Source organism: Verrucosispora sp. TAA-831, assembly GCF_050780145.1.
GTDB lineage: Bacteria > Actinomycetota > Actinomycetes > Mycobacteriales > Micromonosporaceae > Micromonospora.
Window position 1 is genome coordinate 4,638,203 of the sequence record NZ_CP192240.1, and the last position, 24,158, is coordinate 4,662,360.

The 24,158-nt window shown below is 72.3% G+C and carries 19 protein-coding genes, 1 tRNA gene, 1 pseudogene and 1 CRISPR repeat array; of the genes and pseudogenes, 10 read left to right on the forward strand and 11 right to left on the reverse strand.

The window, feature by feature from the left end; all coding sequences use genetic code 11:
• Positions 1–298: 298 nt before the first annotated feature.
• Positions 299–709, reverse strand: a complete 411-nt coding sequence (locus tag ACQVFL_RS20495; protein ID WP_431727376.1) for a hypothetical protein — start codon at positions 707–709, stop codon at positions 299–301.
• 15 nt (positions 710–724) lie between these two features.
• On the opposite strand from ACQVFL_RS20495, the gene ACQVFL_RS20500 reads away from it, so the two are divergent.
• Positions 725–1,081: a hypothetical protein gene (locus tag ACQVFL_RS20500; protein ID WP_431727377.1), complete on the forward strand. Its 357-nt coding sequence runs from the start codon at positions 725–727 to the stop codon at positions 1,079–1,081.
• Positions 1,082–1,274: 193 nt separating this feature from the next.
• Here the strand turns inward: ACQVFL_RS20500 and ACQVFL_RS20505 are convergent, their stop codons facing one another.
• From ACQVFL_RS20505 to ACQVFL_RS20520, 4 genes are all read right to left on the reverse strand, one after another.
• On the reverse strand, positions 1,275–2,261 hold the full coding sequence (locus ACQVFL_RS20505; protein ID WP_431727378.1) for a hypothetical protein: 987 nt from the start codon (positions 2,259–2,261) through the stop codon (positions 1,275–1,277).
• Between the two features lie 513 nt (positions 2,262–2,774).
• Positions 2,775–3,536: a CRISPR direct-repeat array (repeat unit 30 nt; unit sequence GGGGATCACCCCCGCGTGCGCGGGGAGCAG).
• A 319-nt stretch (positions 3,537–3,855) separates the two neighbouring features.
• On the reverse strand, positions 3,856–4,869 hold the full coding sequence (locus ACQVFL_RS20510; RefSeq protein WP_431727379.1) for a tyrosine-type recombinase/integrase: 1,014 nt from the start codon (positions 4,867–4,869) through the stop codon (positions 3,856–3,858).
• A complete protein-coding gene (locus tag ACQVFL_RS20515; protein ID WP_431727380.1) occupies positions 4,866–5,408 on the reverse strand; it encodes a hypothetical protein in 543 nt (180 codons plus the stop codon). The genes ACQVFL_RS20510 and ACQVFL_RS20515 overlap by 4 nt, the downstream gene beginning before the upstream one ends.
• A gap of 50 nt (positions 5,409–5,458) precedes the next feature.
• Positions 5,459–5,542, reverse strand: a tRNA-Leu gene (locus tag ACQVFL_RS20520).
• Positions 5,543–5,751: 209 nt separating this feature from the next.
• Here ACQVFL_RS20520 and ACQVFL_RS20525 point away from each other — a divergent pair.
• Positions 5,752–6,214: pseudogene (locus ACQVFL_RS20525) on the forward strand (tetratricopeptide repeat protein); the annotation flags it as partial.
• Positions 6,215–7,061: 847 nt separating this feature from the next.
• On the opposite strand, the gene ACQVFL_RS20530 reads toward ACQVFL_RS20525, so the two are convergent.
• Positions 7,062–7,472 carry a hypothetical protein gene (locus ACQVFL_RS20530; RefSeq protein WP_431727381.1) on the reverse strand — a complete coding sequence of 137 codons (411 nt, stop codon included), beginning with the start codon at positions 7,470–7,472 and terminating at the stop codon, positions 7,062–7,064.
• A gap of 649 nt (positions 7,473–8,121) precedes the next feature.
• Here ACQVFL_RS20530 and ACQVFL_RS20535 point away from each other — a divergent pair.
• The 5 genes from ACQVFL_RS20535 (at position 8,122) to ACQVFL_RS20555 (ending at position 16,309) form a co-directional block, all read left to right on the forward strand.
• A complete protein-coding gene (locus ACQVFL_RS20535) occupies positions 8,122–8,931 on the forward strand; it encodes a hypothetical protein (RefSeq protein WP_431727382.1) in 810 nt (269 codons plus the stop codon).
• A 204-nt stretch (positions 8,932–9,135) separates the two neighbouring features.
• Positions 9,136–11,757, forward strand: a complete 2,622-nt coding sequence (locus ACQVFL_RS20540) for a fibronectin type III domain-containing protein (RefSeq protein WP_431727383.1) — start codon at positions 9,136–9,138, stop codon at positions 11,755–11,757.
• 25 nt (positions 11,758–11,782) lie between these two features.
• Complete coding sequence (locus ACQVFL_RS20545) at positions 11,783–12,778, forward strand: AAA family ATPase (protein ID WP_396698286.1); 996 nt, start codon at positions 11,783–11,785, stop codon at positions 12,776–12,778.
• A gap of 16 nt (positions 12,779–12,794) precedes the next feature.
• Positions 12,795–13,952 (forward strand): DUF58 domain-containing protein, encoded by a 1,158-nt coding sequence (locus ACQVFL_RS20550; protein ID WP_431727384.1) that lies wholly within the window; start codon positions 12,795–12,797, stop codon positions 13,950–13,952.
• Between the two features lie 41 nt (positions 13,953–13,993).
• Positions 13,994–16,309: a DUF3488 and transglutaminase-like domain-containing protein gene (locus ACQVFL_RS20555; RefSeq protein WP_431729860.1), complete on the forward strand. Its 2,316-nt coding sequence runs from the start codon at positions 13,994–13,996 to the stop codon at positions 16,307–16,309.
• A 13-nt stretch (positions 16,310–16,322) separates the two neighbouring features.
• On the opposite strand, the gene ACQVFL_RS20560 is transcribed toward ACQVFL_RS20555, so the two are convergent.
• Complete coding sequence (locus tag ACQVFL_RS20560; RefSeq protein WP_396698282.1) at positions 16,323–17,123, reverse strand: SDR family oxidoreductase; 801 nt, start codon at positions 17,121–17,123, stop codon at positions 16,323–16,325.
• Entirely contained in the window at positions 17,120–18,103 is a 984-nt protein-coding gene (locus ACQVFL_RS20565; protein WP_431729861.1) for an LLM class F420-dependent oxidoreductase, read from the reverse strand. The genes ACQVFL_RS20560 and ACQVFL_RS20565 overlap by 4 nt, the downstream gene beginning before the upstream one ends.
• Positions 18,104–18,127: 24 nt before the next feature.
• On the opposite strand from ACQVFL_RS20565, the gene ACQVFL_RS20570 reads away from it, so the two are divergent.
• Together ACQVFL_RS20570 and ACQVFL_RS20575 are read left to right on the forward strand one after the other, a co-directional pair.
• Positions 18,128–19,453, forward strand: coding sequence for a low temperature requirement protein A (locus ACQVFL_RS20570; protein ID WP_396698280.1), 1,326 nt, complete (start codon positions 18,128–18,130; stop codon positions 19,451–19,453).
• Between the two features lie 56 nt (positions 19,454–19,509).
• Complete coding sequence (locus ACQVFL_RS20575) at positions 19,510–20,373, forward strand: DUF1028 domain-containing protein (RefSeq protein WP_431727385.1); 864 nt, start codon at positions 19,510–19,512, stop codon at positions 20,371–20,373.
• Between the two features lie 201 nt (positions 20,374–20,574).
• Here ACQVFL_RS20575 and ACQVFL_RS20580 read toward each other — a convergent pair whose 3' ends face one another.
• The 3 genes from ACQVFL_RS20580 to ACQVFL_RS20590 all read right to left on the reverse strand — a co-directional run bounded on the left by ACQVFL_RS20580 (position 20,575) and on the right by ACQVFL_RS20590 (position 23,210).
• Positions 20,575–21,468 carry a hypothetical protein gene (locus tag ACQVFL_RS20580; RefSeq protein ID WP_431727386.1) on the reverse strand — a complete coding sequence of 298 codons (894 nt, stop codon included), beginning with the start codon at positions 21,466–21,468 and terminating at the stop codon, positions 20,575–20,577.
• Between the two features lie 170 nt (positions 21,469–21,638).
• Positions 21,639–22,325 (reverse strand): maleylpyruvate isomerase N-terminal domain-containing protein, encoded by a 687-nt coding sequence (locus tag ACQVFL_RS20585; protein ID WP_431727387.1) that lies wholly within the window; start codon positions 22,323–22,325, stop codon positions 21,639–21,641.
• A 3-nt stretch (positions 22,326–22,328) separates the two neighbouring features.
• Complete coding sequence (locus ACQVFL_RS20590) at positions 22,329–23,210, reverse strand: phosphatase PAP2 family protein (RefSeq protein WP_431727388.1); 882 nt, start codon at positions 23,208–23,210, stop codon at positions 22,329–22,331.
• Between the two features lie 87 nt (positions 23,211–23,297).
• Between ACQVFL_RS20590 and ACQVFL_RS20595 the strand changes: the two genes are divergently transcribed.
• Positions 23,298–24,008, forward strand: coding sequence for a DUF3159 domain-containing protein (locus ACQVFL_RS20595; RefSeq protein WP_431729862.1), 711 nt, complete (start codon positions 23,298–23,300; stop codon positions 24,006–24,008).
• The last annotated feature ends 150 nt before the right edge of the window (positions 24,009–24,158 follow it).

Consider the following 24,158-nt stretch of genomic DNA (forward strand, 5'->3'; position numbering starts at 1 on the left):
CGTGCCCACTGGGGGTTCCTAGATCACCTGGATCCCCGATCCCCAGACTCAAAGACGAGCATGGAGAGGATGATCTGGGGTCCGAGCAGTCCAGGTTCGGTCGTCACGTTCGCCGACGGGCGAAAGGCTCGATTCTCTCGATCACGGCCGCGATGGCGCCACCCCACGAACCGTTCCAGCGAGCAGCACACCTATCGAGACCACCGATGCCTGCGGATGGCCTATCCGAGAAGCGCATGACGGGACATTGCTTTGGTCGTCGAGGTCCAGCAACTCACCTGGGTCTCCACCGAGGAGTTCACGCATCAGAGATGTCCACCTTCGCCGCGATCATGTCGATCGGGGGATGATGATATGCCGCCCACCCGGGTCGACAGAGCCCTTCTTCGGGCAGTCGACCGAGACAGGTGGCGTTGAGATCGGCTTCGATCATCGTCATGTCCCGGTTGCTCAACTGCCAGATGTCCGGGCAGTTACCGCCTGCGGAGGTGTTGCCCAGGTGGTGTGACGGCTTGCCCCACCAGCGGCGGATCTGGACGCCCGGATCTGCTTCCGATCGGGCCTGCGGCCGCGCCAGCCTCGCCGACGGCGTGTGAGGTTGACCATGGTCGCTTCGCTCGGCCGGCATGTGTGGTGCCGCCGTGTCATGGAGCATGTCGGGGTGAGCTGGGTGGCGAACTTGATGGTGCAGGCGGACATGGCGGATCACGGCACGGTACGGTCATTGAGTGGCTGGCTGGAACGCGAGGCGCCGCGGCGAGCCGAGGCCAGCCCGAACGCGTACGGCGACGAAGCCCGAGGAGTCGGCGCACTACGGTCGTTGACCGATCCCGAGTCCCATCAATGGGGCGGTGGGAAGAACCCGGAGTGCGAGGTCTGGGCCGGTGCCCTCAACCACGCCGACCTCGACACGCTGCTCACCCATATCCGGACGATGCCCTGGCGTTATCCGCAGCGGGTGCAGGTGTTCCTGATGGACCAGGAGGAGTCGTACTTCCGGCTGTACATGTGCCGCGACGGTGTCTGGCAGCAGTACGCTCCGCTGCCTCCACCTGACGCGGACGACCAGCATGCCTGGTAGGTGATACACCCTCGACGTCGCCCGGTCGGTGACCTGGCGAGTCCTGATCGCGCAGTGCCGCTCCCCCAAGGGCACGGGCGGCTGCCGGGCTCCGGGATGGCTCCGGCAGCTGCTCGGCGTCTGGGTTTGGTGTTCGTCGGGATGTTCGCCCGGGTGGTGTCGCCGGTTCATGGACGAGGGTCCGCTGGTCGGGTTAGGCGAATGGGTCCCAGTGGGCCGCGTAGCGCAGCAGCGAGCGGGCCAGGTCGGGTTGGGCTGCCGCCCATCGGGTGTCGAAGAGGAACCACTGGTCAAAGCCGAAGAAGTCGTCGATGTAGCGGGCGACCTGCGTAATGTGCGGCTCCACGATGATCAGCGATTTGGTAGCGGGTTGGGCGGGCAGCGGCGTTCGGATGTCGTCGAGGTCTGCGGGTGTGGGCAGCTGGTCACGGCGGTCGGAGAAGGGGGCGTATCCGGGCAGTCGGGCGTAGCGGTGCAGTGACCCGCTGAGGTCGGCGTCTGCCGGGGCGATCAGGGCTCTGAGTAGCTGCGCGTCATGGGGCCAGTGGTGGATGTCGGGGTCGTCGGCGCTGCGGAGGTGGGTGGCGAGGTCGGGCAGGGTCAGGCCGGGGAAGACGATGGCACCCGCCAGGTCCAGGTTGCGGTGGGAGTCGGGTGATTGCCAGCAGAGGCGGACCGAGTACACCGCCTGCGGGCCGGATGCGGCCAGCCGGACGGTACGGACCGGCACGCCGTGGCTGAAATTCGCGCCGGGCGCGGCCGCGTCGGTGGGCAACGGCCAGGTGCCGTGGAGCAGGAACGCCACCCGGTCACGCGAGGCGGCGGCCTCGTCGTCGAGGAAGTAGTAGGTGAGGTCCACCTCGTCGTCGTCGGTGCGGACGCGTAACGCGTGTGCGTCGAGCCGGATGAAGGTGTCCTCGTCGCCCTCCACCCACAGGTGTTCTCTCAACAGGGCGCGCAGGTCGTCGACGGATTCCGGCCGGGGCAGGTGGTGTTCCGGAATCTCTTCGAAGATCGACGACAGGCCGTAGACGTCACCACCCAGCTCGCTGTGGATCAAGGCGTCCGGGTCGTCGTGCTCCCAGCCGCGACGGAACCAGTCGAGCACCGTCGCGTCGGGCAGGGTGACCACCCGCTTGCCCAGCGGCGACTCTTCCCGGGCGCGGTACACGAAGTACATGCGGCGCACCCTAGGCGGACGGTCCGACACGCTCCCAGGCCAGGGCGAGGGCGCCGGCACCGCGCGTGCCGGCGCCCTCGCCCTGCCACGGCGGTTCCCCGCCCGGCCGGTGCCGTCGGCGCTGGTGGGGGGGCAGGACCATAGCAGCGGTGCAGTCCGGGGGCGTCCTTGCCGCCCTGGTGCCCACCACGCTTCACGTGATCGAACATGCGCACGATTCGGGTTGTGGATCAGGCGGTCAGGCGGTGGTGGAACGGGGCGTGGGGCCGGTTGTCGCGTCGGGATGTGTGGTTGGTCCGTCAGACCCGCTGGAGGGTGGTCGCCCGCACTGGTGACCGTGAGACGGGCCGGACGTTGCGGTGGGAGTTCGACACGCAGGTTGAGGCGCAGGAGATGGTGGATCGGCTGTTGCGCGCGCCGTCGCCCGGTGCGTGGCGGGAGCACGTGACGCGCGACTGAGCCCCTTCGCGCGCGGGGAGCAGGCCGCGCCATTCGGCGGGGTTGACGGGCCGGCGGGATCACCCCCGCGTGCGCGGGGAGCAGCCGGCGCCCGGGTTCATCTGGGCCACCGTGTTGGGATCACCCCCGCATGCGCGGGGAGCAGACGTACCGCTGGGCCGCTGCCCATGAGGGCCGCGGATCACCCCCGCGTGCGCGGGGAGCAGCCTAGCTCGCTTTCACGCTTTCCCGTACGTCCGGGATCACCCCCGCGTGCGCGGGGAGCAGCTGCCGCCCCGCCTGCGCGGCACCTTCCCGACGGGATCACCCCCGCGTGCGCGGGGAGCAGGTCTGGTTGAAGTTGCCAACGGCTTCCATGGGGGGATCACCCCCGCGTGCGCGGGGAGCAGGCTAGCAACGTCATCGGAATCTTTCTGACGTGGGGATCACCCCCGCGTGCGCGGGGAGCAGAGGATCTGCGGGGTGCGGCCGGGACTGCGCGGGGGATCACCCCCGCGTGCGCGGGGAGCAGGTCTGCTGGTGCGGCTGTCCCGGTTGGAGTCGGGGATCACCCCCGCGTGCGCGGGGAGCAGTCGGACCTGTTCCACGCCAAGGTGACCCGCGAGGGATCACCCCCGCGTGCGCGGGGAGCAGCTAGCCGACCGGCTCACCGACGTGGATCGCACCGGATCACCCCCGCGTGCGCGGGGAGCAGTCCGCCGTCAGCGGCGTCGACGGATCGTGGATGGGATCACCCCCGCGTGCGCGGGGAGCAGGCCGAGCCACTGGGCAACATCGCCACCGAGCGGGGATCACCCCCGCGTGCGCGGGGAGCAGACTACCTGAACTGGGGCGCTAGAGATCATCATCGCCGGTTTCGTTCACTTCCTTCACCATGATCTTCTCCGCCTCTTCAATCGATCGCCAGCTCCAAGGTACCGCCGACTTACCGCCCTTGGGCGCTCCACCTCGTCACCCTGGCCCGCTCGGCTTGCCTGGGTCGGCGGCCGACGGGATGGCATCCCTAATCCACTACCACCCACGACCGCAAACGTTCGGCAACTTCATCCTGAAGTCGGGTCGCCCCTGCCGGAGGCACAGCTCTCACCGCAACCTCTGCCGCCAGCAGCGTGACCATCCTTCGTCGTGTGATCGGTCAGGCGAGCGGGTGTGGCTCGTTGGTCAACGCCGCCAGGGCGCGTGCCACCTCGTGCAGCGTTGCCCGCACGTAGGTTGCCGTCGTACCGGCGCTGCTGCCACTGTCGGAGTGGCCGGCATACTCACGGGCTACCGCGTACCCGAAGTTGCGTTCCACCCACGTCAACGTGGTGTGGCGCAGCCAGTGGGTGCTGATCTGCTGCACATACACCCACGGCAGGTGCTCACCGATACGCACCCACAGGTGGTCGTAACGCCGTCGGCCGATCGGCCGCCCGTCGCGGTACCGCAGCAACTGCCCCGCAGGAGCGGCGTGCCGGTCGGCGGCGTGCCATTGCAGGTGCCGCATCAGCGTCGGCGACACCGGCTGCCACCGCGTCGTGTCGCCTTTCTCCCGCAGCAGGATCAGGCACTGCTCCGGATCCAGGTCCACCGGCCGCAACGCCAACGCCCCACCCCGCCGACACGCCGTCTCCGTATGCAACCGCAGCAACAGACTGTCCAACACCGGATCATCCCCAGTACGGGCCGCGACCTCGTTGATCTCCGCCAACCGGGCATCCGCCACCGCCCGCCGAGTACTCGGCAACCGACGCGGCTTGGCCACCTTCGCCGCCGGATTATCCGCCGCCGCGATATACCCATCCGCTACCGCCCGCTTGTACAGGCACCGCAACGCCGCGATCAGATGCTCCACCGCGCTACGCCCACCCCGCGCGTTACGGCGGGCCACCACGTGCGCCTTGACGTACTCGCCGAGCTGCTCGATCTCCGACGGCGTCGGCTCATCCAGCCGACGCTGCCCCCACTGCTCCACCACCCGCTTCCAGTACGAGCCATACGCCCGCCGCGTCCCCACGCTGACCGCCGCCGACACGACCGGCACATAATCCGCGAACGTCGGCGCCAATGGACGGTCCGCCGGGGCTTCCACCAGGTCCGCCGCCGAGATGCCCATCCGCGCCAACAACAACCGCGCCGCGTCCAACTCAGCTCGACTCGCACCACTCACGACACACCACCAGCCAACACAGCGGCATGGGCCTGAGTGACGATCTCGTCCAGCGTCGCCATCGGACACACCAGCAGCAGCCCCACCGCTGGATCCGCCACCAGAAGGAGCCGATCGCCCGTCCGTAGAGCGCACCAGTGCCGCACCGCCGCGGGAAGACGTACATGCCCCTGACCGGTCAGCCGGAACACACCCTGATCATCACCGCGCACGACGACGATCCCGGCCCGCTCCCGAATGTCCAACCGGGTACCCGGCCGCCACCCCAGGGCACCCACCACGAACCGGTCCCGCAGCCGGCCACTGCCCTCCAGCGCGGCCACACCGTAGACGCGGGGACTCGTGCAACGTTCCGGCAGCGACGACATCGGCAACGGACCACGACGCAACCCGCCGCTCGTCGAGCGCTCGGCCGCCGAACCCGGGTCGGACAGGACCACCGGTGGAATCACCGGGCCTGTCGAGGTGTCAACCACGGCCACCACCACCCGGAACCAACCGAGCAGCGACCGTGAAGAAGAGAAGATTCGCGTGGTCAAGCATGCTTGACCACCAGCACGTGAAACTGGGCGCAAACGCCGCGTTTTTGTGTCCGAGGGGGGACTTGAACCCCCACGCCCTATACGGGCACTAGCACCTCAAGCTAGCGCGTCTGCCATTCCGCCACCCGGACTTGCTGTGTCCAGCCTACCGTGTCGACCTCGGTGATCCATCACCAGAAGGCCGCCCGGCGGGCCGCACGGGGAGTTACTGTACACGCCGCCGGTGGATCATGCACATCAGCATCCCGAGGCCGATTCCGGCCGATCTGACCGGCCCTGGCGGGCCTGTCGGTGCGGGTCCGGCTGGCGTCACGGTGCCCGTACCCGGCAGCATGGCGGTGTGTCCCATGCCTCTCCCTTGGCCGTCGCCCAGCAGCGGGCTCTGGCGCTGCGTGGCGCGGGCAACCTCGCCGCCGCCCGTGAGCTGCTCACCGACGTGGTCGAGTCGGTGCCGCCGTCGCTGGGCAAGGATCATCCGGACGCGCTGAGCACCGCGCACCTGCTGGCCAGACTGCACCGGGAGGCCGACGATCCGAGCGCGGCACGGCGGGTGTTGGAGGAGGCGTTCGCGGCCGGGGAGCGGCGGTGGCCGCACGCAGACCCGTTGATGTTGGCGTTGGCCTTCGAGCTGGGGTCCGTCGCGGACGAGCTGGGCAACCGCCACGAGGCCCGCCGCAACTACACCCGCGTGGCCGCTGCCGGCCCCGCGGTGCTCGGTGCCGATCATCCGGCGGTACGCACGGCGCGCGAGTATCTCGGCGACGCCGCTCCGGCGCCGCAGCCGGCGGTGCCCGCTCCTCGCCAACCGGAACCGGCGCCCACGCCGACGCACGGGGTCCTGAACGAGCCGACGATCTCGCTGGCGGTGCTGTCGACCGCCTGGAAGCCGCACGACGCCTCGACCGCCGCCGGGTCCTTCCGCCAGTCGACGTCCCCGTTCGGCGAGGGTGCCGCTGCCCCGTCCGCCCCGGCCTCGGCACCACCGGCCTCGACACCACCGGCGTCGGCCGTGCCGCACCCGCGCGCCGTACCGGGCTCGCATGCCCCTGGCGTGCCGCCAGTACCGCCGGTCGTGCCTGCACCGCCGCGCATTCCGCCGCCTCCGGTCGTGCCGGAGCCTCCGACGGTGCCGCTGGCCCGGACGGCCCTCCACGACCAGGCTGCTCACCCGGTCGCGTCACCGGAGGCAGCCGAGCCGACCATCGCGCTGAGGCTGCCGGTCCGCGAGAGCGAGGTTCCACCACCACCGGTACCGACCACCGTTCCCGACCCAGCAACGTCCGCCGCACCGACGGCGCGCCTCACGCCCGTCGAGGCCGACGAGGAGACGAGCGTTCTCCGGATACCGCCGGCACACGACGCCTCGACGCCGGACGATGCCGACTCGGCCCCGTCGGGCAAGTCGGCGGTGCCAACCGAACCGGGAACGTTGGCAACCGAGCCGGTGCCATCGGCGTCGCCAGGCGCATCAGGCGAGGCCGACGATTCAGCCCTTGCAGGGGTCTCGGCCGAACCGAGGACGCCGGTCGGGCCGGGGTCCCCGGACAAGGAGAGGTCGCCCGACGGACAGCGGCAACCCGACGGGCAGGCGACGCCGGAGGGGAACGGCTCGCCCGGTGGGCCGCAGTGGACGCGCCCGACCGTACGGGTTCAGCAGATCGGCCCGCTGTTGGCCGAGGAGGCAGCACGGGCTCGCCGCTCCCCCGAGACCGCTTCGCCAGCCTCGGACGCGAACCCGGACGACGCTCCGCCGAGCGACGCCCCGGTAAGCGGAGCGCCAGCCAGCGGACCGCCCTCACCACCGACGAGTGCGGTCCAGACGAACAGTCCGTTCACCGGCGGACCGCCAAGCAACAATCCGCAGATCAGCGCACTACCGGTGAGCGGACCACCAGACAGCAGTCCGTCGATCAGCGCACCACCGACCAGTGGAGCACCGACGAGCGCGCCGCCGACCAGCGTGCTCCCGGTCATCCCGCCACCGGTGAGCACCTCACCGACCAGTGCGCCACCGACCAGTGCGTCACTGGCTGGTGCACCACCGGTCAGCGCGCCACCCACCAGCGGTGGGCCGAGCAGTTGGGCACCCGTGAGTGCGCCGCCGCCCCCTCCCCCGTACCCCGGTTCGACCCATCAGCCGCCGGCACCGGGATTCCCCGGCATGCCCGCCACGAGCTCGACGTCCGGGCCGCAGGATCCGACCGCGCCGCTGCCCCAGCCGGGTCCGACCAGTGGACCGACCGGTTACCCGTCGCTCAGCTCCGCGCCCCCCGGTCATCCGCCCGCCAGCGGATCGCCCGGCTATCCGAGCATCAGTGGGACGACCGGCGATGGAACGGCCCACGGCCCAGCCGGCCATTCACCAGCCGACTATCCGGCGACGGGTGGCTCACCTGGCTACCCCCCGGTCAGTGGAGCACCGACCTACCCGCCGCCTGGCGGACCCTTCAGCAGCACCCCCGCTGTCGAGCAGTCGGGCTACCCGCAGACCGGCTACCCGGTGACCAGCGGATCGACCGCCCCGGGGCCCGTCAGCGGCCCGCCGGGTTACGCCCCGACCAGCAGCCCACCGGCGAACTGGCCGGGATTCGCCCCCGTCAGCACCCCGCCAGCCCATGGCCCGAGCCACGCACCTGCGAGCAGCCCACCGGCAAGCGGACCCGGGTATGCCCCAACCAGCGATCCGCCAGTAGGTGGCCCCGGATACACCGTGACCAGCAGCTCCGGGTACGCCCCAGCCAGCAGTCCACCGGTCAGCGGTCCCGGGTACGCCCCGGCAAGCGGTCCTCCGGCCGGGACCCCGGCGGGCTACGGGCCGCCCGGCTACCCGGGTACCAGCACCGCGCCGACGGCGGGCACCGCCGGTTACGGTCCCGGAGGCGTACCGGCCCAGAATCAACCCCACCAGTACCCGCACCAGCAGCATCCGCAGGCGGCCGGTGGGCAGCAGCCGTACGACCCGGCCGGGCAGGCAACGTACCCACCAGGGCAGAGCGCCGCGTACCCGCCGCAGTCCTGGGGGCAGCCGGGTGCTGGGCAGCCCGCGTCGGCGGGGGGCATGGCGTTCCCGGTGGCGCAGTCGGGGTCGGGGCGGAATCGAGCGGCGATCGTGGTGGCGATCGTGGCCGTGGTGGTGGCGCTGGTCGCGGTGATCGGGCTCGGGGTGTTGATCGTGAACGATCGGCAGGCGGCGTCGCCGACGGCGCCGGTCGAGTCGGCGGCGGCGGATCCGGGTCCGCCGCCGACGGAGTTGGAGTTGCGCGATGATGCGGCCACGATCAGGTTGACGTGGACGGATCCGTCGGGCGGGATGGTGCCGTTCATGGTGGCCGGTGGGCGGGCCGGGCAGGCGTTGGGGGTGCTGGCCACGGTGGGTCAGGGGCAGACCAGTTACACGGTGAACGGGTTGAATTCGCGAGTGGACTACTGCTTCACGGTGTTGGCGGTGTACGGGACGAACGAGTTCGCGACGTCCAGTCAGGTGTGTACGACACGGGAGTCCGGCGCGGGTCAGAACTGAGCGTCGCTCACGGTCGGTGGGCGGGCGGGTCCTGGTGGGACAGTCGGGGCGGGACACGCCGACGACACGCCACGCTGGGTGTTCACCGGCGGACGGTGTGGGTTCCCGGGGTGCGTGGCGTGACCATATGATGGCTCCCGGTTCAGGGGAGGGGTCGCCGTCTGGGGGCGCCACCGGCCAGGACGATACGAGAGGCAGCCGGTTGTGGCGAGCACCGACGAGGCCGTTCCGAGCCGCACCGCCCGATCCCGGTCGCGGGTACGCGGTGGTCTGGTCACCGTGGGGACGGTGCTGGCGTTGCTGGCGGCGATGGGTCTGACCGTGCTGGGTCTGGGCTCGGCGGACAACGCGGTGGCCAGCTTCGACGCGAGTTCGTGGTTGTGGAGTTCGGCGCGCAGTGAGTTGGCGCGGGTCAACGGGGTGACCGCGCGGGTGGACACCCGGGTGGAGGTGCCGGCGGGTCGGCGGCATCCGATGCAGGTCACGCAGACCGACCGGGTGTTGGTGCTGCGGGATCTGCACACCGGTCAGATCAGCGCGTTGGACCTGGCGACGTTGCAGATCACGGCGACCACGCCCACCGCGCCGGGGCTGGGCGTGAGCGTGGCGTTGCACGAGGACGCGGCGTTCGTGGTGGACGCGGTGCAGGGTGTGGTGCGCCAGTTGGATCCGCGGTCGTTGGCGCCGGTGGGTGAGCCGGTGCGGTATCCGCCGGGGATCACCGGTGGCGCGTTCGACGGTAAGGGTCGGTTGTGGATCGCGGTGCCGGCCGAGGGCACGGTCTCGGCGATCACCCCGGCGGTGCTGCCGTCGAAGTCGGCCGGGGGCGCGCAGGTGGGGCCGCAGCGGGTGGAGACGTACGACGTGGCGGGGCCAAGTCACGAGTTGGTGGTCTCCACGCTGGACGACGGTGTGGCGGTGCTGGACCGTACGGCCGGGGCGTTGGTGACGGTGGTGCGGGGTGAGACGCGGCGGACCGCGTTGGCGCAGACGTTGACCGGGCCGGGCACGATGCCGGTGCGCACGAGTGGGCCGGTGGTGCCGGTGACGGTGGCCGGGCAGCGGCAGGTGCACGCGATCACCGATGCCGGTGAGGTGCGCTCGTTCACGGTGCCGGGTGAGGGTGACCGGTTGAGTCCGGCGGTGGCCTGGGCGGGCCGGTTCTACTGTGCGGACGAGGCGTCGGGCACGGTGTACGCGTTCGACGCGGCGGGCACGTTGGTGGACACGATCCGGGGTCGGTGGCGGGGGCCGCTGGACCTGGAGGTGCGGGAGAACCACCTGTTCATCAACGCGCCGGAGGCGGCGACGGCCCGGGTGGTGGACGATTCGCACCTGGTGCGGGAGGTCGACAAGTACGCCAACGACGTGCTCGGTGGTGATCCGCCGGTGGAGCCTCCGCCGCCGCCTCCGCCGCCGAAGAAGCCGCAGGTGGGTAAGCCGGGTGCGCCGCGCAACGTGAGCGCGGCGGCCGGGAACGCGCAGGCGCGGGTGAGTTGGCGGCCGGCGCCGGCCAACGGCGCGGAGATCATCCGGTATGTGGTGGAGGGTGCCGGGCAGCGTCGCGAGGTGGGCGCGAACCAGCGGTCGGTGCAGATCAAGGAGTTGACCAACGGGGAGACGTACCGGTTCGCGGTGCACGCGGTCAACGCCGAGGGTGCGGGTCCGACGCGGACCAGTAATCCGGTGACGCCGACGGCGGCGGTGCCGGATGCGCCAGCCAGTGTGTCGGCGCAGGCCCGCGCGGACGGCACGGTGGTGGTGAGCTGGCCTGCGGCGAACGGGCAGGGCAACCGGATCGCCCGGTACGCGGTGACGGCGATGTCGGCGGGGACCAACGCCCCGGTCGGTGAGGCGACCGGTGAGGAGCTGGTCATCAAGGCCGGTGAGTTGGAGTACGGCACGCAGTACGCGTTCACGGTGGTGGCGGTCAACGACAAGGGTGCGGCGTCGGAGTCGTCGCCGGTCAGCGACACGGTGGTGCCGTTCACGGTGCCGGGTGAGCCGCTGGAGTTGCGGGCCGGCACGGTCGGGGACCGGTCGGGGACGGTGTCGGTGCAGTGGGCACCGGCGGCGGCCAACGGTCGGCCGGTGACCGGGTACGTGGTGGAGGTCGGTGAGCGGCGTACCGAGGTGACCGACACGCAGACCACGGTCAGTGACCTGGGTGACGGGCAGAACGTGACGGTGCGGGTGCGGGCGGTCAACGAGGCAGGTGAGGGTCCGCAGGCCACGACGACGGCGCGGACGGTGGCGCGGCCCCGGGTGACGGTGACCGGGTCGTCGGCGACCGCGACGTCGGCGACGGTGACGTTCACCGTGGACGCCGGTGGCGGGCAGGCGACGTGCACCCTGGCCCGGTCGGGTCAGACGGCGCGCAGTGGTCCCTGTTCCAGCATCACGATGAACGGCCTGTCGCCGGGGACGGACTACACGTTCACGGTGACGGCGACGAACGCGGCCGGTGACGGTTCCGCGCGTCGGGTGCAGGCGACGGACGCGTTGTTCGGCATCGCCACCTGCAACAACGGGAGTTCCGGTGCGGAGGCGACCTACTGCGATCGGGACCGCGACGGCCGCAACGGCAACGAGATCTTCTCGGTGCCGAGGCAGGACAACGACCGGCAGGTCGGGTGGGCGCGGCCGGGTAACCGGTTGAAGGCGTACTGCCGGGTGCGGGGCGAAGAGGTGTACGCCTACATCTACAACAACGACAAGCGCAGCACCTGGTGGGTGCAGGTCGAGTACAGCGGACGTAACTACATCCCCTGGGCCTGGCTCAACCTGGAGGGTGGGGACGACATCGCCGTCCTGCCCACCTGCTGATCCAATTCGGCCGAGGAGCACCACCGTGAACAGCCACGAACCGCTCACCCAGCAGGAGGTGCAGGGTTTCGCCGCCCTCGCCGCGCGGCTGGCCGAGAACGTCAACTCGGTGGTGCTCGGTAAGCCGCAGGTGGTGCGGCTGGCGCTGACCGCCCTGTTCGCGCAGGGGCACGTGCTGTTGGAGGACGTGCCGGGGGTGGGTAAGACGACGTTGGCGCGGGCGATCGCGGCGACGGTGAAGGGGCAGTGGCGGCGGATCCAGTTCACGCCGGACCTGTTGCCGTCGGACGTGTCCGGGGTGACGATCTTCAACCAGGCGACCCGGGGGTTCGAGTTCCATCCGGGGCCGGTGTTCGCCAACATCGTGATCGCTGACGAGATCAACCGGGCATCACCGAAGACGCAGTCGGCGTTGCTGGAGGTGATGGAGGAACGCACGGTCACCGTCGACGGGGTACGCCATCCGGTGCCGCAGCCGTTCCTGGTGGTGGCCACGCAGAATCCGGTGGAGATGGACGGCACGTACCGGTTGCCGGAGGCGCAGTTGGACCGGTTCCTGGTGAAGCTGTCGGTGGGGTATCCGGACGAGTCGGTGGAGGTGGAGGTGCTGCGCGGGGCGACGGTGCGGTCCCCCGAGGCGCTCGCGGCGGTCACCGACACCGCCACCCTGGGCGAGATGGTGCGGATGGCCCGCCGGGTGCACATCGCCGAGCCGCTCTACGCGTATGCGGTGCGGTTGGCGGCGGCCACGCGTACGCATCCGCAGGTGCGGGTGGGGGTGAGCCCCCGTGGGGTGATCGCGTTGACCCGGGCGGCGTGCGCGTACGCGTTGATCGACGGTCGGGGCTGGATCATGCCGGAGGACCTCAAGACGTTGACCGAGCCGGTGTTCGCGCACCGGCTGTTGCTCACCCCGGACGCCCAGGTGCGTGGCGTGACCGCCGCCGACGTGTTGCGTCAGTCCGTCGCCTCGGTGCCGGTGCCGCTGCCGTCGGGGCAGCCCGCCCCGGCGCACCCCTGACCGCCGGGCGCCTGTCGTGCGGATCACCGCCCGGGGAGTCGGGCTGCTGGTGGCTGCGGTCGTGCTGGCCGGTGCCGGTTTCCGGTTCGCGTACCCGGAGTTGACGCTGCTCGGCGTGGCGGCGGGCGGTGCGGTCGCGGTCGCCACCGTGACCGCCGCCCGACGCCCCCGCCTGCAGGTGCGGCGGGAAGCGGACCCGGACCGGGTGGGTCGGGGTGACCCGGCGTCGATGACCGTGACGGTCCGCAACGCGGGACGGTGGGGTGCGGCGAACCTGCTGGCCACCGACCGCTGCGGTGACCAGGTGGTGCCGGTGCCGGTGCTGCGGCTGCGCCCCGGGACGGACACCGTGGTCCGCTACGACGTCCCGACGGTGCGGCGGGGGGTGGTGCCGGTCGGGCCGCTGCGCGTCACCCGCCGTGACCCGCTGGGTCTGGTGGTGCTGGCCCGCTCCTACGGCGACAGCGTGCCGGTCTGGGTGCACCCACGGATCCACCCGCTGTCGGCGGTGCCCACCGGTGCCGGGCGCAGCCTGGACGGACGCGTCGACGCCGTCCCGCACGGCTCGATCACCTTCGACTCGTTGCGGGAGTACGTGGTGGGCGACGAGTTGCGGCGGGTGCACTGGCGCACCAGCGCCCGGGTCGGTGAGCTGATGGTGCGGGAGAACGTGGACACCAGCCTGCCGCGAATCGTGGTGCTGGTGGACAACCGGATCGCCGCCCATCCGGACCGCGTGGACGGGGTCGCCGAGTCCTTCGAGTCGGCGTGTGAGGCGGCGGCGTCGGTGGTGGCCGCCGCCGTCCGCGAGGACCTGCCGGTGGTGCTGCTCTTCGTCGCCGCACCACCAGCGGACAGCGTCGAGGACGACGGTGCGGTGGGACCGCTGGACCGGTTGGCGGCGGTGGCGCTGCACACCGAGGGCACGGTGCAGCAGGCGGCGGCCCGGCTGCGCCGCGACCGCCTCGGCGACACCCTGGTCGTCCTGACCGGCCCCGGTGGCCGCCCGGACCTGGGGCACGTCGGCGCGCTGCGCGGGGCGTACCCGTCGGTGGTGGTCGGGGTCTTCGGCGCGGCGGAGGCGACGCCGCCGGGCGCGGCCGGGCTGGTGGTCGTCGACGCGGCCGACGGCGCGGCGTTCGCCGCCGAGTGGGACGGGGTACGGCGGTGGTGAGCCGGCTGCGGGCCGTGCCGGTGCCACTGGCCCTGGTCACCATGGTCACGCTGGCCGGGGTGGTGCTCGGCCGGGTGTACGCCGACACGCTGCTGACCCTGCTGGTGGCCGGTGCGGCCCTCGGGTCGGTGCTGGTCAGCGTGGTGGCGCGGCGGTTGCCGTCGTGGCTGGTGGCGCCGGTGTCGGTGCTGGCGATGGCCGGGTACACCGCGTGGTGCCTGCACCTGTCGGCGGGCCGGGCGCAGCTTCCGGGCGCTTTCGCGGAGATCGTCGGCGACGCCGCCCGCAACGCGATCCCCCGGCTGCTGACCGCGATGATCCCGGTGGAACCGACCCCGGACACGGTGCTGCTGCCGGTGGTGGCCGCCTGGCTGACCGGGCTGGCCGGCGCGGAGGTGGCGGTGCGGGCCGGGCGGGTGCTGCTGGGCTACCTGCCGCCGGTGCTGCTCTACGCCGGTGCCGTCTACGTGGTGGGGCCCAACGCCACACCGGCGATCGGCGCGACGGTAGCGCTGGTGGCGGTCGCCGCGCTCGGGCTGGCCGTCTCCGGCAAGGAGGCCGGCCCGGACCCGGTGGCGGCTCTGGCCCCAGAGGTACGCGCCCGGGTGCGACTCCGGTTGGCCGCCGCCTCGGCCGCCGGCACGGCGGTGGTGGTGGCGATGGCGGCGGTGCTGGGTCCGGCGGTGGCCGCACTGGTGGACACCCGACCGGTGGACCCGCGACGGTACGTGGAGCCGCCGCAGGTGCAGACGTTGGACGAGAACCCGCTGATCCGCATCTCCGGCTGGGCGCTCAACCCGGACCAGCAGTTGTTCCAGGTGTCCACCGAGCGGCCCGACGCCACCCCGCCGCCGGAGGGAGTGCGGATCCGGCTGGCGGTGCTCAGTGACTACGACGGGGTCACCTGGCGGGTCGGCGCCACCTACCGCAACGCCGGACGGATCCTGCCGGCCCCCGACCCGTCCCCGGACACCACCGTGGACACCCTCCGGCAGGACATCACCGTCGGTGAACTCAGTGGACGGCTCCTGCCCGCAGTCCCCACACCGGTGGAGGTGTCCGGGGCGCGGGTGGCGTACGACCCGGCCACCGGCACCCTGATCCGTCCCGACGGGCTCTCCCCCGGACTGCGGTACACGGTGACCTCGGCGCGCGAGATCCCGGATGTGAACCTGCTGGCCACCGCGAACACCCCGGCCGGTGACGTGGTGGCACGGGTGCTGCACGTCGCCGACGGAGTACCGGAGCAGCTACGGCGGTTGGCCACCCAGTTGGTGGAGGAGAACGGCGCCCCGTACGCGCGGGCGGCGGCGATCGAGCAGTGGCTCGCCGAGCACTACCGGCTGGTCGCCGACGCCCCCAGCGGGCACGCGTACCCGAATCTGGGGTTCTTCCTCTTCGGGCCGCGTAACGCCGGTGGGCAGCGCGGCACCTCGGAACAGTTCGCCGCCTCCTTCGCGGTGCTGGGCCGGTTGGCGGGGCTGCCGACGCGGGTGGTGGTCGGGTTCGCCGCGCCGGGTGCCGGACCGGTGCGGGCCGCCGACGCGTACGCGTGGCCGGAGGTGTTGTTCGAGGGGTTGGGGTGGGTGTCGTTCGATCCGCTGCCCCGCCCCGACGAGGAACCCCGCCCGGTGGAGGAGGACTTCCGGCCCAAGCCGGAGGATCCGCCACCGTCGGAGCAGCCGGAGCCGACGCTGGAACCGACCGCCTCGCCCCCCGCCCAGGCGGCCCCGGGCGGCCCCGAAGGCTCCGGTGGGATGCCGAGGTCGGTGCTGGCCGCCGGCACCACCGGTGGGCTGCTGCTCGTGGTGGTGGGGGTGCTGGCCACACTGGCCGTGCTGCGGCGGGCGCAGACCCGGGACCGGTTGTCGCGGGGTGACCCCGGTGACCGGATCGTCGGCGCCTGGCGGGAGCTGACCGACGCGTTGCGGCTGGCCGGGCAGCCGGTGCCCGCCGACCTGTCCGCCAGCGAGGTCGCCGCACGGGCCCGCCAGGCCCTGACCGACACCGAACCCAGGGCCGACACCGAACTCAGGGCCGAGACTGCGCGCGGACCCGACGCCGAACTCGGGGCCGACATCACACGCGGGGCCGACGACGGCACCGGGGCGGCCGGGGCCACCGGCGTGGCCGGGGATATCGAGGGCGGGCCGACGAATCAAGCGTACGTCGCCGTCGACGACCTGGCCCGGCTGGTCAACCAGGTCGGCTTCGCTCCCGGTGCGGTCACCGAGGAACAGGCCGGAGCCGCCGCCGGAGCCGCCGGGACCTACACGAGCCGGTTGCGGGCCGGGCGGTCCTGGTGGCGACGGCTCCTCTGGTCGGTGCATCCGGGGCCACTGCGCTGGCACCGCTGACCCCCGGGCGGCGTTACCGGTCGGCGGCCCGCAGCCGGCGCACCAGTTTGCGCAGCCCCGACTGCCAGCCGTCGGGGTCCTCGGCACGACGACGGGCGTAGTCGGCCACCTCGGGGTGCGGCAGGATCAGGAACCGCTCCTCGGCCATCCCGGCCACCGCCGCCGCAGCCACGTCGTCCGGGCTGAGCACCACACCGGAGGCCGCCGTCACCCGCGCGCCCAGGTGCCCGGCGGCCAGCCCGTCGGCCAGCATCGGCGTGTCCACGCCCTGCGGGCACAGAGCGCTGACCCGGATGCCCTGATCGCGGTAGGTCACCGAGAGCCACTCGGCGAACCCGACGGCGGCGTGCTTGGTCACCGAGTACGGGGCGTCGCCGACCGCCGTCAGCAGCCCCGCCGCCGAGCAGGTGTGCAGCAGGTAGCCGCTGCCCCGGGCCACCATCTCCGGCAGCACCGCCCGGGCCGCGTAGACGTGCGCGAGCACGTTGACCTGCCAGGCCCGCTCCCAGACGGCGGTGTCGACCTCCACTCCCCCGCCGGTGGTCACCCCCGCGTTGGCGCAGAACACGTCGATGCGGCCGTGGCGGCGCTGCACGTCGGCGATCAGGGCCCGGACCTGCTCCTCGTCGGTGACGTCGACGGTCACCGCGTACGCCTGTGGGCCGACCGACGCCGCGACGGTGTCGGCGGCGGCCCCGTCGACGTCGGCCAGTACCAGCGCGGCGGCACCCTCGGCGGCGAAGCGGCGGGCCAACGCCGCCCCGATGCCCCCGGCCGCACCGGTGATCACCGCGACCCGGTCGGTGAGGTTCACGCCGCCCCCGCCCCCGTGTCGGGGCCGAGCCGGGCCACCAGCGTGGCCAGCGCCGCCGGGTCCCCGGCGGGCACCTCCGGCGTGGGCAGCAGCGCCAGCACCGGCACCTGGACCCCGGCCTCGGTATAGCGGCGCACCTGGGCCCGGCACCGCTCGGGTGAGCCATGCACGATCAACGCGTCGACCACCTCGTCCGGCACCGCCGCCAGCGCGCCGCGTCGGTCACCGGCCGTCCAGGCCCGCCACATGTCGGCCAGCGCCTCCTGGCGGCCGAGCCAGCGGTGAAACGCCGCGTACGCGGGCACCGTGAGATAGCTGGTGATCATCCGGCGGCCCAGGGCGCGGGCGTAGTCGACGTCCTCGGTCGGGCAGACGAAGATCCGCGCGACCACGTCGAACTGCGGGCGCCGCTCACCCAGCTCCGCCACCGCCCGGGGCACGTCGGTGGCGGCCAGCCAGTTCAGGATCACCCCGTCGGCCTCGGCGGCGGCCAACCGCAACATGCCCGGGCGTAGCGCGGCCAGCAGCAGCGGCGGCGGCACCAGCGGCGGCCGTTCCAGCGTGAACCGGCGGACCGCGAAGGTGTCGAAGTCCCCGTCGACGGTCTCTCCGCGCAACGCGGCCCGCAGGAACGCCAGCACGTCCCGGGTCCGCCGCAGCGGCTCGGTGAACTCCACCGCGTTCCAGTCGGAGACCACCACCGGCGACGACGCGCCGATGCCGAGGGCGAACCGGCCGGGAGCGACGTCGGCGAGCGCGGCGGCGCTCATCGCCAGCAGGCCCGGCCCCCGGGTGAACACCGGCGCGACCGCGGTGCCCAGCCGTAGTCGGGGCTGCCATGCCGCGGCGAGGGCCAGCGGGGTGAACGCGTCGGCGCCGTTGACCTCGGCGGACCACACGTCGGTGAAACCGGCGTCGGTCAGGGCCGCGTACATCGCGGCGTGGTCGGCGAGCGGGATCGCGCCCAACGGCACCGTCATTGCCCATCGCGTCGTCATCGGTCGATGGTGCCCGTTGCCGCACCCGCCGAGCAAGATCTGGTCGGCTTCCCGGAATACGCCGCTGAGCTGCGCCGCACGGTGCTACGACAGCAGGATGAGCTGGACCGGCGGACGGGGCGGCCGACCGTGACGCGTTTCTCCGGTCGGCTGGCGCCGGTGTCCCAACCGGGCCGGGCCACGTTCCTGGAACTCTTCTTCGACCTCGTCTTCGTGTTCGCCCTCACCCGCATCTCCGCCCGCACGTTCGAGGACCTCGCGTTGGAACCGGGAGGGGCTTCCGGGTGGACCCCGGTGACCGGCGGCCTGAAGACCCTGCTGTTGTTGCTCGCGCTCTGGGCGCTGTGGCAGAACACCGCCTGGGCGACCAGCCGCTACGACCCGTACCACGGCGGGGTACAGCTCATCGTCATGATCGCCCTGGTCTGCAGCATGGTGATGGGCGTGGCGATCCCCCAGGCGATCACCGCCTCCGGGCTGGCCTTCGCGGTGGCGTACGTGGTGGCGCAGGTCGCCCGCCCGCTGATCCTGCTCGCGTACGGCACCCCCGAACGGGCCCTGAAGGCCCGCACCGCGATCACCTTCACCGCCTCCGGCGTGCTGTGGATCATCGGCGCGACACTGCCGGTGCACCTGCGGGTGATCCTCTGGACCAGCGCGCTGGGTCTGGAATACCTCTCCGGCCGGTACGGCTACCCGGTGCCCGGACTGGGCCGCTCCACGGTCTCCCGCTGGGACATCTCCAGCGAACACCTGGCCGAGCGCTACCAGCAGTTCTTCCTCATCGCCCTCGGCGAGACCGTGCTGGTCGCCGGCTTCTCCTACAGCGACGGCCCCTACCCACCGTCACAGACCGTGGCGTTCGCGCTGGCACTGGCCACCTCGATCCTGCTGTGGCGCATCTACGTGCAGCGCGCCGGTCAGATCCTCGGCGAGGCGGTCGCCCACGCCCGACAACCGGCCGGCATCGGCCGGTCGTCCGCCGACACCCACCTGGTCATGGTGATCGGGCTCACCGCCACCGCCGTCGGCTACGAGCTGGCCATCCAACACCCGCTCTACCAACCCGAACCCGCCTGGATCGTCATGATCCTCGGCGGGCCGGTGGTGTTCCTGCTCGGCCGGGCCCGCTTCGAGTACGAGGTGTTCCACCGCGTCTCCGCACCTCGCTGGATCTCGGCGCTGGTACTGGCCGCCGCCGTACCGGTCGCCACCCACCATCCTCCGGTCTACTCACAGGCCCTGGTCCTCGTGGTGCTCGGCGTGGTCGCCCTCACCGACTCCCTACGCGCCCGCAACAAGGCACCCGAACCGGCCGCCCCACCCTTCTGACACCCCCGGCGTCCGGCACCGGCAATACGGCCCTGACCAGCGCTAACCTGGCTGTCGTGACCTTCTCGCTCGTCGCCCGCTCCCCCGACGGCCGCACGCACGGCATCGTCGTGGCCAGCCGCTTCCTCGCCGCCGGTGCCCTCGTCCCGGCCGCCGAGGCCGACCTCGGCGCGATCGCCACCCAGGCCCACGTGAACCTCGCCTACCGGCCGCAGGGACTGGCCCTGCTGCGCACCGGCGTACCCGCCGCCCACGTCGTCGCCGGCCTCGTCGCCGCCGACCCGGAACGCGACCACCGGCAACTCGGCGTGGTCGCCGCCACCGGCCCCGGCGCCACCTGGACCGGCCCGAACTGCCGCGACTGGGCCGGCGGCCAGGCCGGCGACGGCTGGGCCGCCCAGGGCAACATCCTCACCGGCCCCGAGGTGATCGACGCCCTACGCGACACCTGGCTCACCGGCACCGACCTGCCCTTCGCGCAGCGGCTGGTCGCCGCGCTGCGCGCCGGCCAGACCGCCGGCGGCGACCGACGCGGCCAGCAGAGCGCCGCCCTGCTCGTCGTCCGAGAAGGCAGCGGGTACGCCGGCACCGGCGACGTCGCCATCGACCTGCGCGTCGACGACCACCCCGACCCGATCACCGAACTGGAACGGCTGCTCGCGCTGCACACCCGTATGTTCAGCCGCCCCGACCCGGCCACCCTGCTCACCCTGGCCGGCGCCCTCGCCGCCGAGGTCGCCGGACTCCTCACCGCGCTCGGGCACCCCGCCGACCCGACCGAGCCGGAGGACGCCCTGGTCGCCTGGGCCGGAATGGAGAACCTGGAGGAACGACTGGTGCCCGGCCGCATCGACCCGGTCGTCCTGGACCACCTGCGGACCGCCGTCCCACACGTCCCGGCACCGCGCTCCCCCGCCTGACCGCACCTACGCTCGGAATGCGCTCGACGGGTGCGGCCGGCCGAACCCGAGGACCCGACCCCGACGACCGTCACCCTCTGGTGAGCCCGTTCGCCGAGGACCACCAGCACGCCTCCTACGACGGTGCGGCGGCAGCGCTGTTCTGGCGGCAGTTGGTGCAGGCGACAGCGTGGCGGGACGAGGGTCGGCGCAGCGTATCGATCAGAGGTAGACCACCTGACTGCGGCGGTCGGCGGTGACCGCGTCCAGTCCGGGCGCGTCGAGGTCCACGTAGAGCTGGAGCAGTTGCACCACCGGGTCGAGGTTGACCCCGGCCGGGAGCGGAAGGTTGATGGTGTCGTTGTTCGGCCGATTCGGTGAGCCGGAGGCGTCCCACACGGCGCGGACCACATTGCCGTCCGGGCCGGTCGCCTCGACCTGGGCCCGCAGCGTCTTCGGGGTGCCGGTGGCCTCGATGACCGCGGTGAACGATCCGGTCGCGGGGTCCTTGGTCACCGAGAGCTTGACGCCACCGACGACCTGCACCACGGCCCCGATCGTCAGGCCGCGCACCGCGAAACTCAGCGTGCGGGCCAGTCCACCGGCGAGCCCGGTGGAGGCCGGGTTGGGGGCCACGAAGACCTGGCCGTCGGTGAATGCGTGGAGGTCGGGCTCGCACTTGTACGCGCCGCCCTTGGGTAGCGGCTGGTACACGCTGGTGTTCGTCGCCGGCTCCGACTGGGTCAACGTGTAGGAGAGTCCCACGTCGTCACCGGAGACGTTGTGCGCGTACAGGTTCGGTTCACCATCAATGTTGATCACCTCGAACTGCACGCCACCGGTCTGGTACGGGTCGGAGGTCTGCCCCCGCTGCGCGAGCACGAGCATCGGCAGGACGTTCGCCGCCACGCTCGCCACCTGCACCAGGGAGCCCAGCCAGTCGTCGAGCCCGGCCAGGCTGGCCCGTGCCGGCTGCACCGCTGCGGAGCCGGGAGCCGCCGCCGCGCTGCCCGGTGCGGCCAACCCGACCGTTGCGGCGGCACCGCCGAGCACGGCCGCGCCGCGCATCACGTCCCGGCGACTGACCGACCGACGACGGTGCTGTTCATCCTGCATCTCCGACCTCCGCATCCGGCTGTGGTGTGCCGTGAGGCCGGTGTCGCACCCGTCGCCACACCGTGGGTGAAGGTGACGTTACTCGATGTGTATATCGAAGTCTATCTTTCAATAGGTGGGTTCATGTTCCACCACGGAACGATGAACTCCGGAGAGATTCCCGGTTCGCCTCAGCGGCCGAAGGAGAGCAGTCGCAGCCCCGCGCTGTCGAGCAGGGCCTGTTCGGCGGCGCTGCGCGGGCTGCGCCCGGTGGCCTTGGCGATCAGGGCCATCCGGTCCCAGCCCAGTTCCCCCGGGACGTCCCACCCACCGGTCAACAGGTCGGCGATCACCTGTGCGGCGGCGGGGGTCAGCCAGGCCGGTCGGTCCAGGGCGGCGGCCAGGTCCAGGCCGTGCACCCCGACCTCCAGCACCCGGGTACGCAGGAACTCCGTCACCGTCATCGCGTCACCGTGCCGGGTCCGCACCACCCGGTCCGGCGGGTACGCGTCGACGGCCGCGACCGTGGCCCGCCAGGCGCGGTCGAACTCGGCAGCCAGCCGGGACGCGCTGTCGACGTCTCCGGACGCTTGCGCGGAGGCGATCCGGTCGGCGTCGACCTGTGGGGTGAACTTGGCCGCGCCGAAGTATTCGGCGGCGTCGACCCGCGCCTGGGCGGGTGCCGGGTCGGCGAGCATGTCGGTCAGTCGGCCGACGCCGGTGTGGACGTGGGCCAGCAGTTGCGCCAGGTTCCAGGGCGGGCAGCCGGTGGGGCGGGTCAGGTCCGCGTCGTCGAGGGTGGTCAGCACCTCGCCCAGTCGGGCGCACTCGGCGGCGAAGGCGGCGCGGACCGACCGGTGAAGGTCAGGACCGGGCACGGGTCAGCCCTGGTGGCGGGGGACGATGCGGTGCACGGAGGCCAGCACGAGGGCCATCACCACGCCCATCGTGCCGACGATGCCGGCGGCGCTGCCGGCGTACCCGAGGAACAGGGGGCGGCGACCGAGTGCCTGCGGGGGTGTGCCGCGGACGCCGATGAGCCACCAGAGGGCCAGGGCGCAACCGGCGATCACCAGGAGGCCGCCGACGCCGAGCAGGATGGCGGTGAGCCGGTGCGCGTCGCCCGGTTCCACCTCGGCCTGTTCGCGTTGGGTGACCAGCAGCAGGAGTCCGGCCAGGGCCGCCCAGACGCCGACGACGAGGTAGGCGGCGACGGCGTCGCTGGGGCGGTGCCAGCCGGCCGACAGGGTGGCGACTCCGGCGGCGGCGGCGTAGGTGGCACCGATCACCGCGCCGAGGGCGCGTACCCGGGGTGGCAGCACCAGCACCAGGGCGACGGCCACGGAGGCGGCGACGGTGGTGTGGCCGCTGGGCAGGCTGTTGCCGACGAACGCGCGTTCGGGGTCGATGCCGTAGTCGGGGCGGGCCAGGCCGTACTTGAGCAGTTGGGTGGTGACGTTGGCGCCGGCGATCAGCGCGGTGGCGGCGACGGCGAGAGCGATCCGGCCGCGGATGAGGGCGATGAAGCCGATGGTGATGGTGACCGCGAGTAGGGACACCACGGACATGGCGTTGAGGATGCGGTCGACGGGTTCCTGGATGTGGTCGCGGCCGATCCGGTTGCCGGCCAGGGCGACGGTGTCGATCCACTGGCCGAGGCCGGTGTAGAGGGCCAGGCGCCACACGACGATGAAGGCCGCCACCTGGATGAGGACCAGGACGACGAGCCAGACCGCAGTCCCACCCCGGGGCGTCACGCGCACCCGGACAACTTAGCGGCACGGTGGGGCCGGATGGCCGGTGGCCCGCCCGTGTCGCGGGGATAGGTTGGGGCGCAGGTGAAGGAGGAGATGGTGACCGGTACGTCGGAACGCGACCCGGCGGCGGTCCAGCGGCCGGAGTCGCTGGCCGACCTGCTCGGTGGGCGTCAGGGGGCGGTCGACGCCACGGTGCCTCCGGTGGCCTTCACGGTGGGGTGGCTGGTGGCCGGTCAGTCGGTGCGCGTCGGGGTGGCGGCGGCGGTGGTGGCCGGGGCGGTGGTGGCCGGGTGGCGGCTGCGGCGTGGCGATCGACCCCGGTCGGTGGTGATCGGGCTGTTGGCCGTCTGTGTGGCCGCGCTGGTGGTGGTGCGTACCGGGCGGGCCGAGGACTTCTTCCTCGTGCAGTTGCTGGCCAACGCGGCCAGTGCCCTGGCGTGGGCGGCCAGCATCGTGCTGCGGTGGCCGCTGCTGGGTGTGGTGGTGGGTACGGCGCTGGGTCAGCGCGGGCGGTGGCGGCGGGATCCGGCGCTGCTGCGGGCGTACGGGCGGGCCAGTTGGGTCTGGACGGCGACCTACGTGGTGCGGCTGGCGGTGTTCGTGCCGCTGTATCTGAGTGGGCAGGTGCTGGGTCTGGCGGCGGCCCGGGTGGGGATGACGTGGCCGTTGGTGGCCGCGGCGTTGGCGGTGAGTTGGGCGGTGATCCGCCGGTCGCTGCCGGCCGGTCATCCGGGGATACGACACCCGGTGGTGCCGGAGGCGGCGTCGGCTGCCGGGGCGGACGGTAAAGAGCCCGCACAATAAGGGAGAGGCCGCCACGGGGGGAGCGGCCTCTCCGGTGATGTACGTTACTCCGTCCCGGGCCGGGTTGTGATCCCGGGGCGGTCACTTTTTTCTGCGATCTAGGTACCCGTCCCCGAAATCGGGGCGGTGGGGTGGGTCGACCGCTCCGCT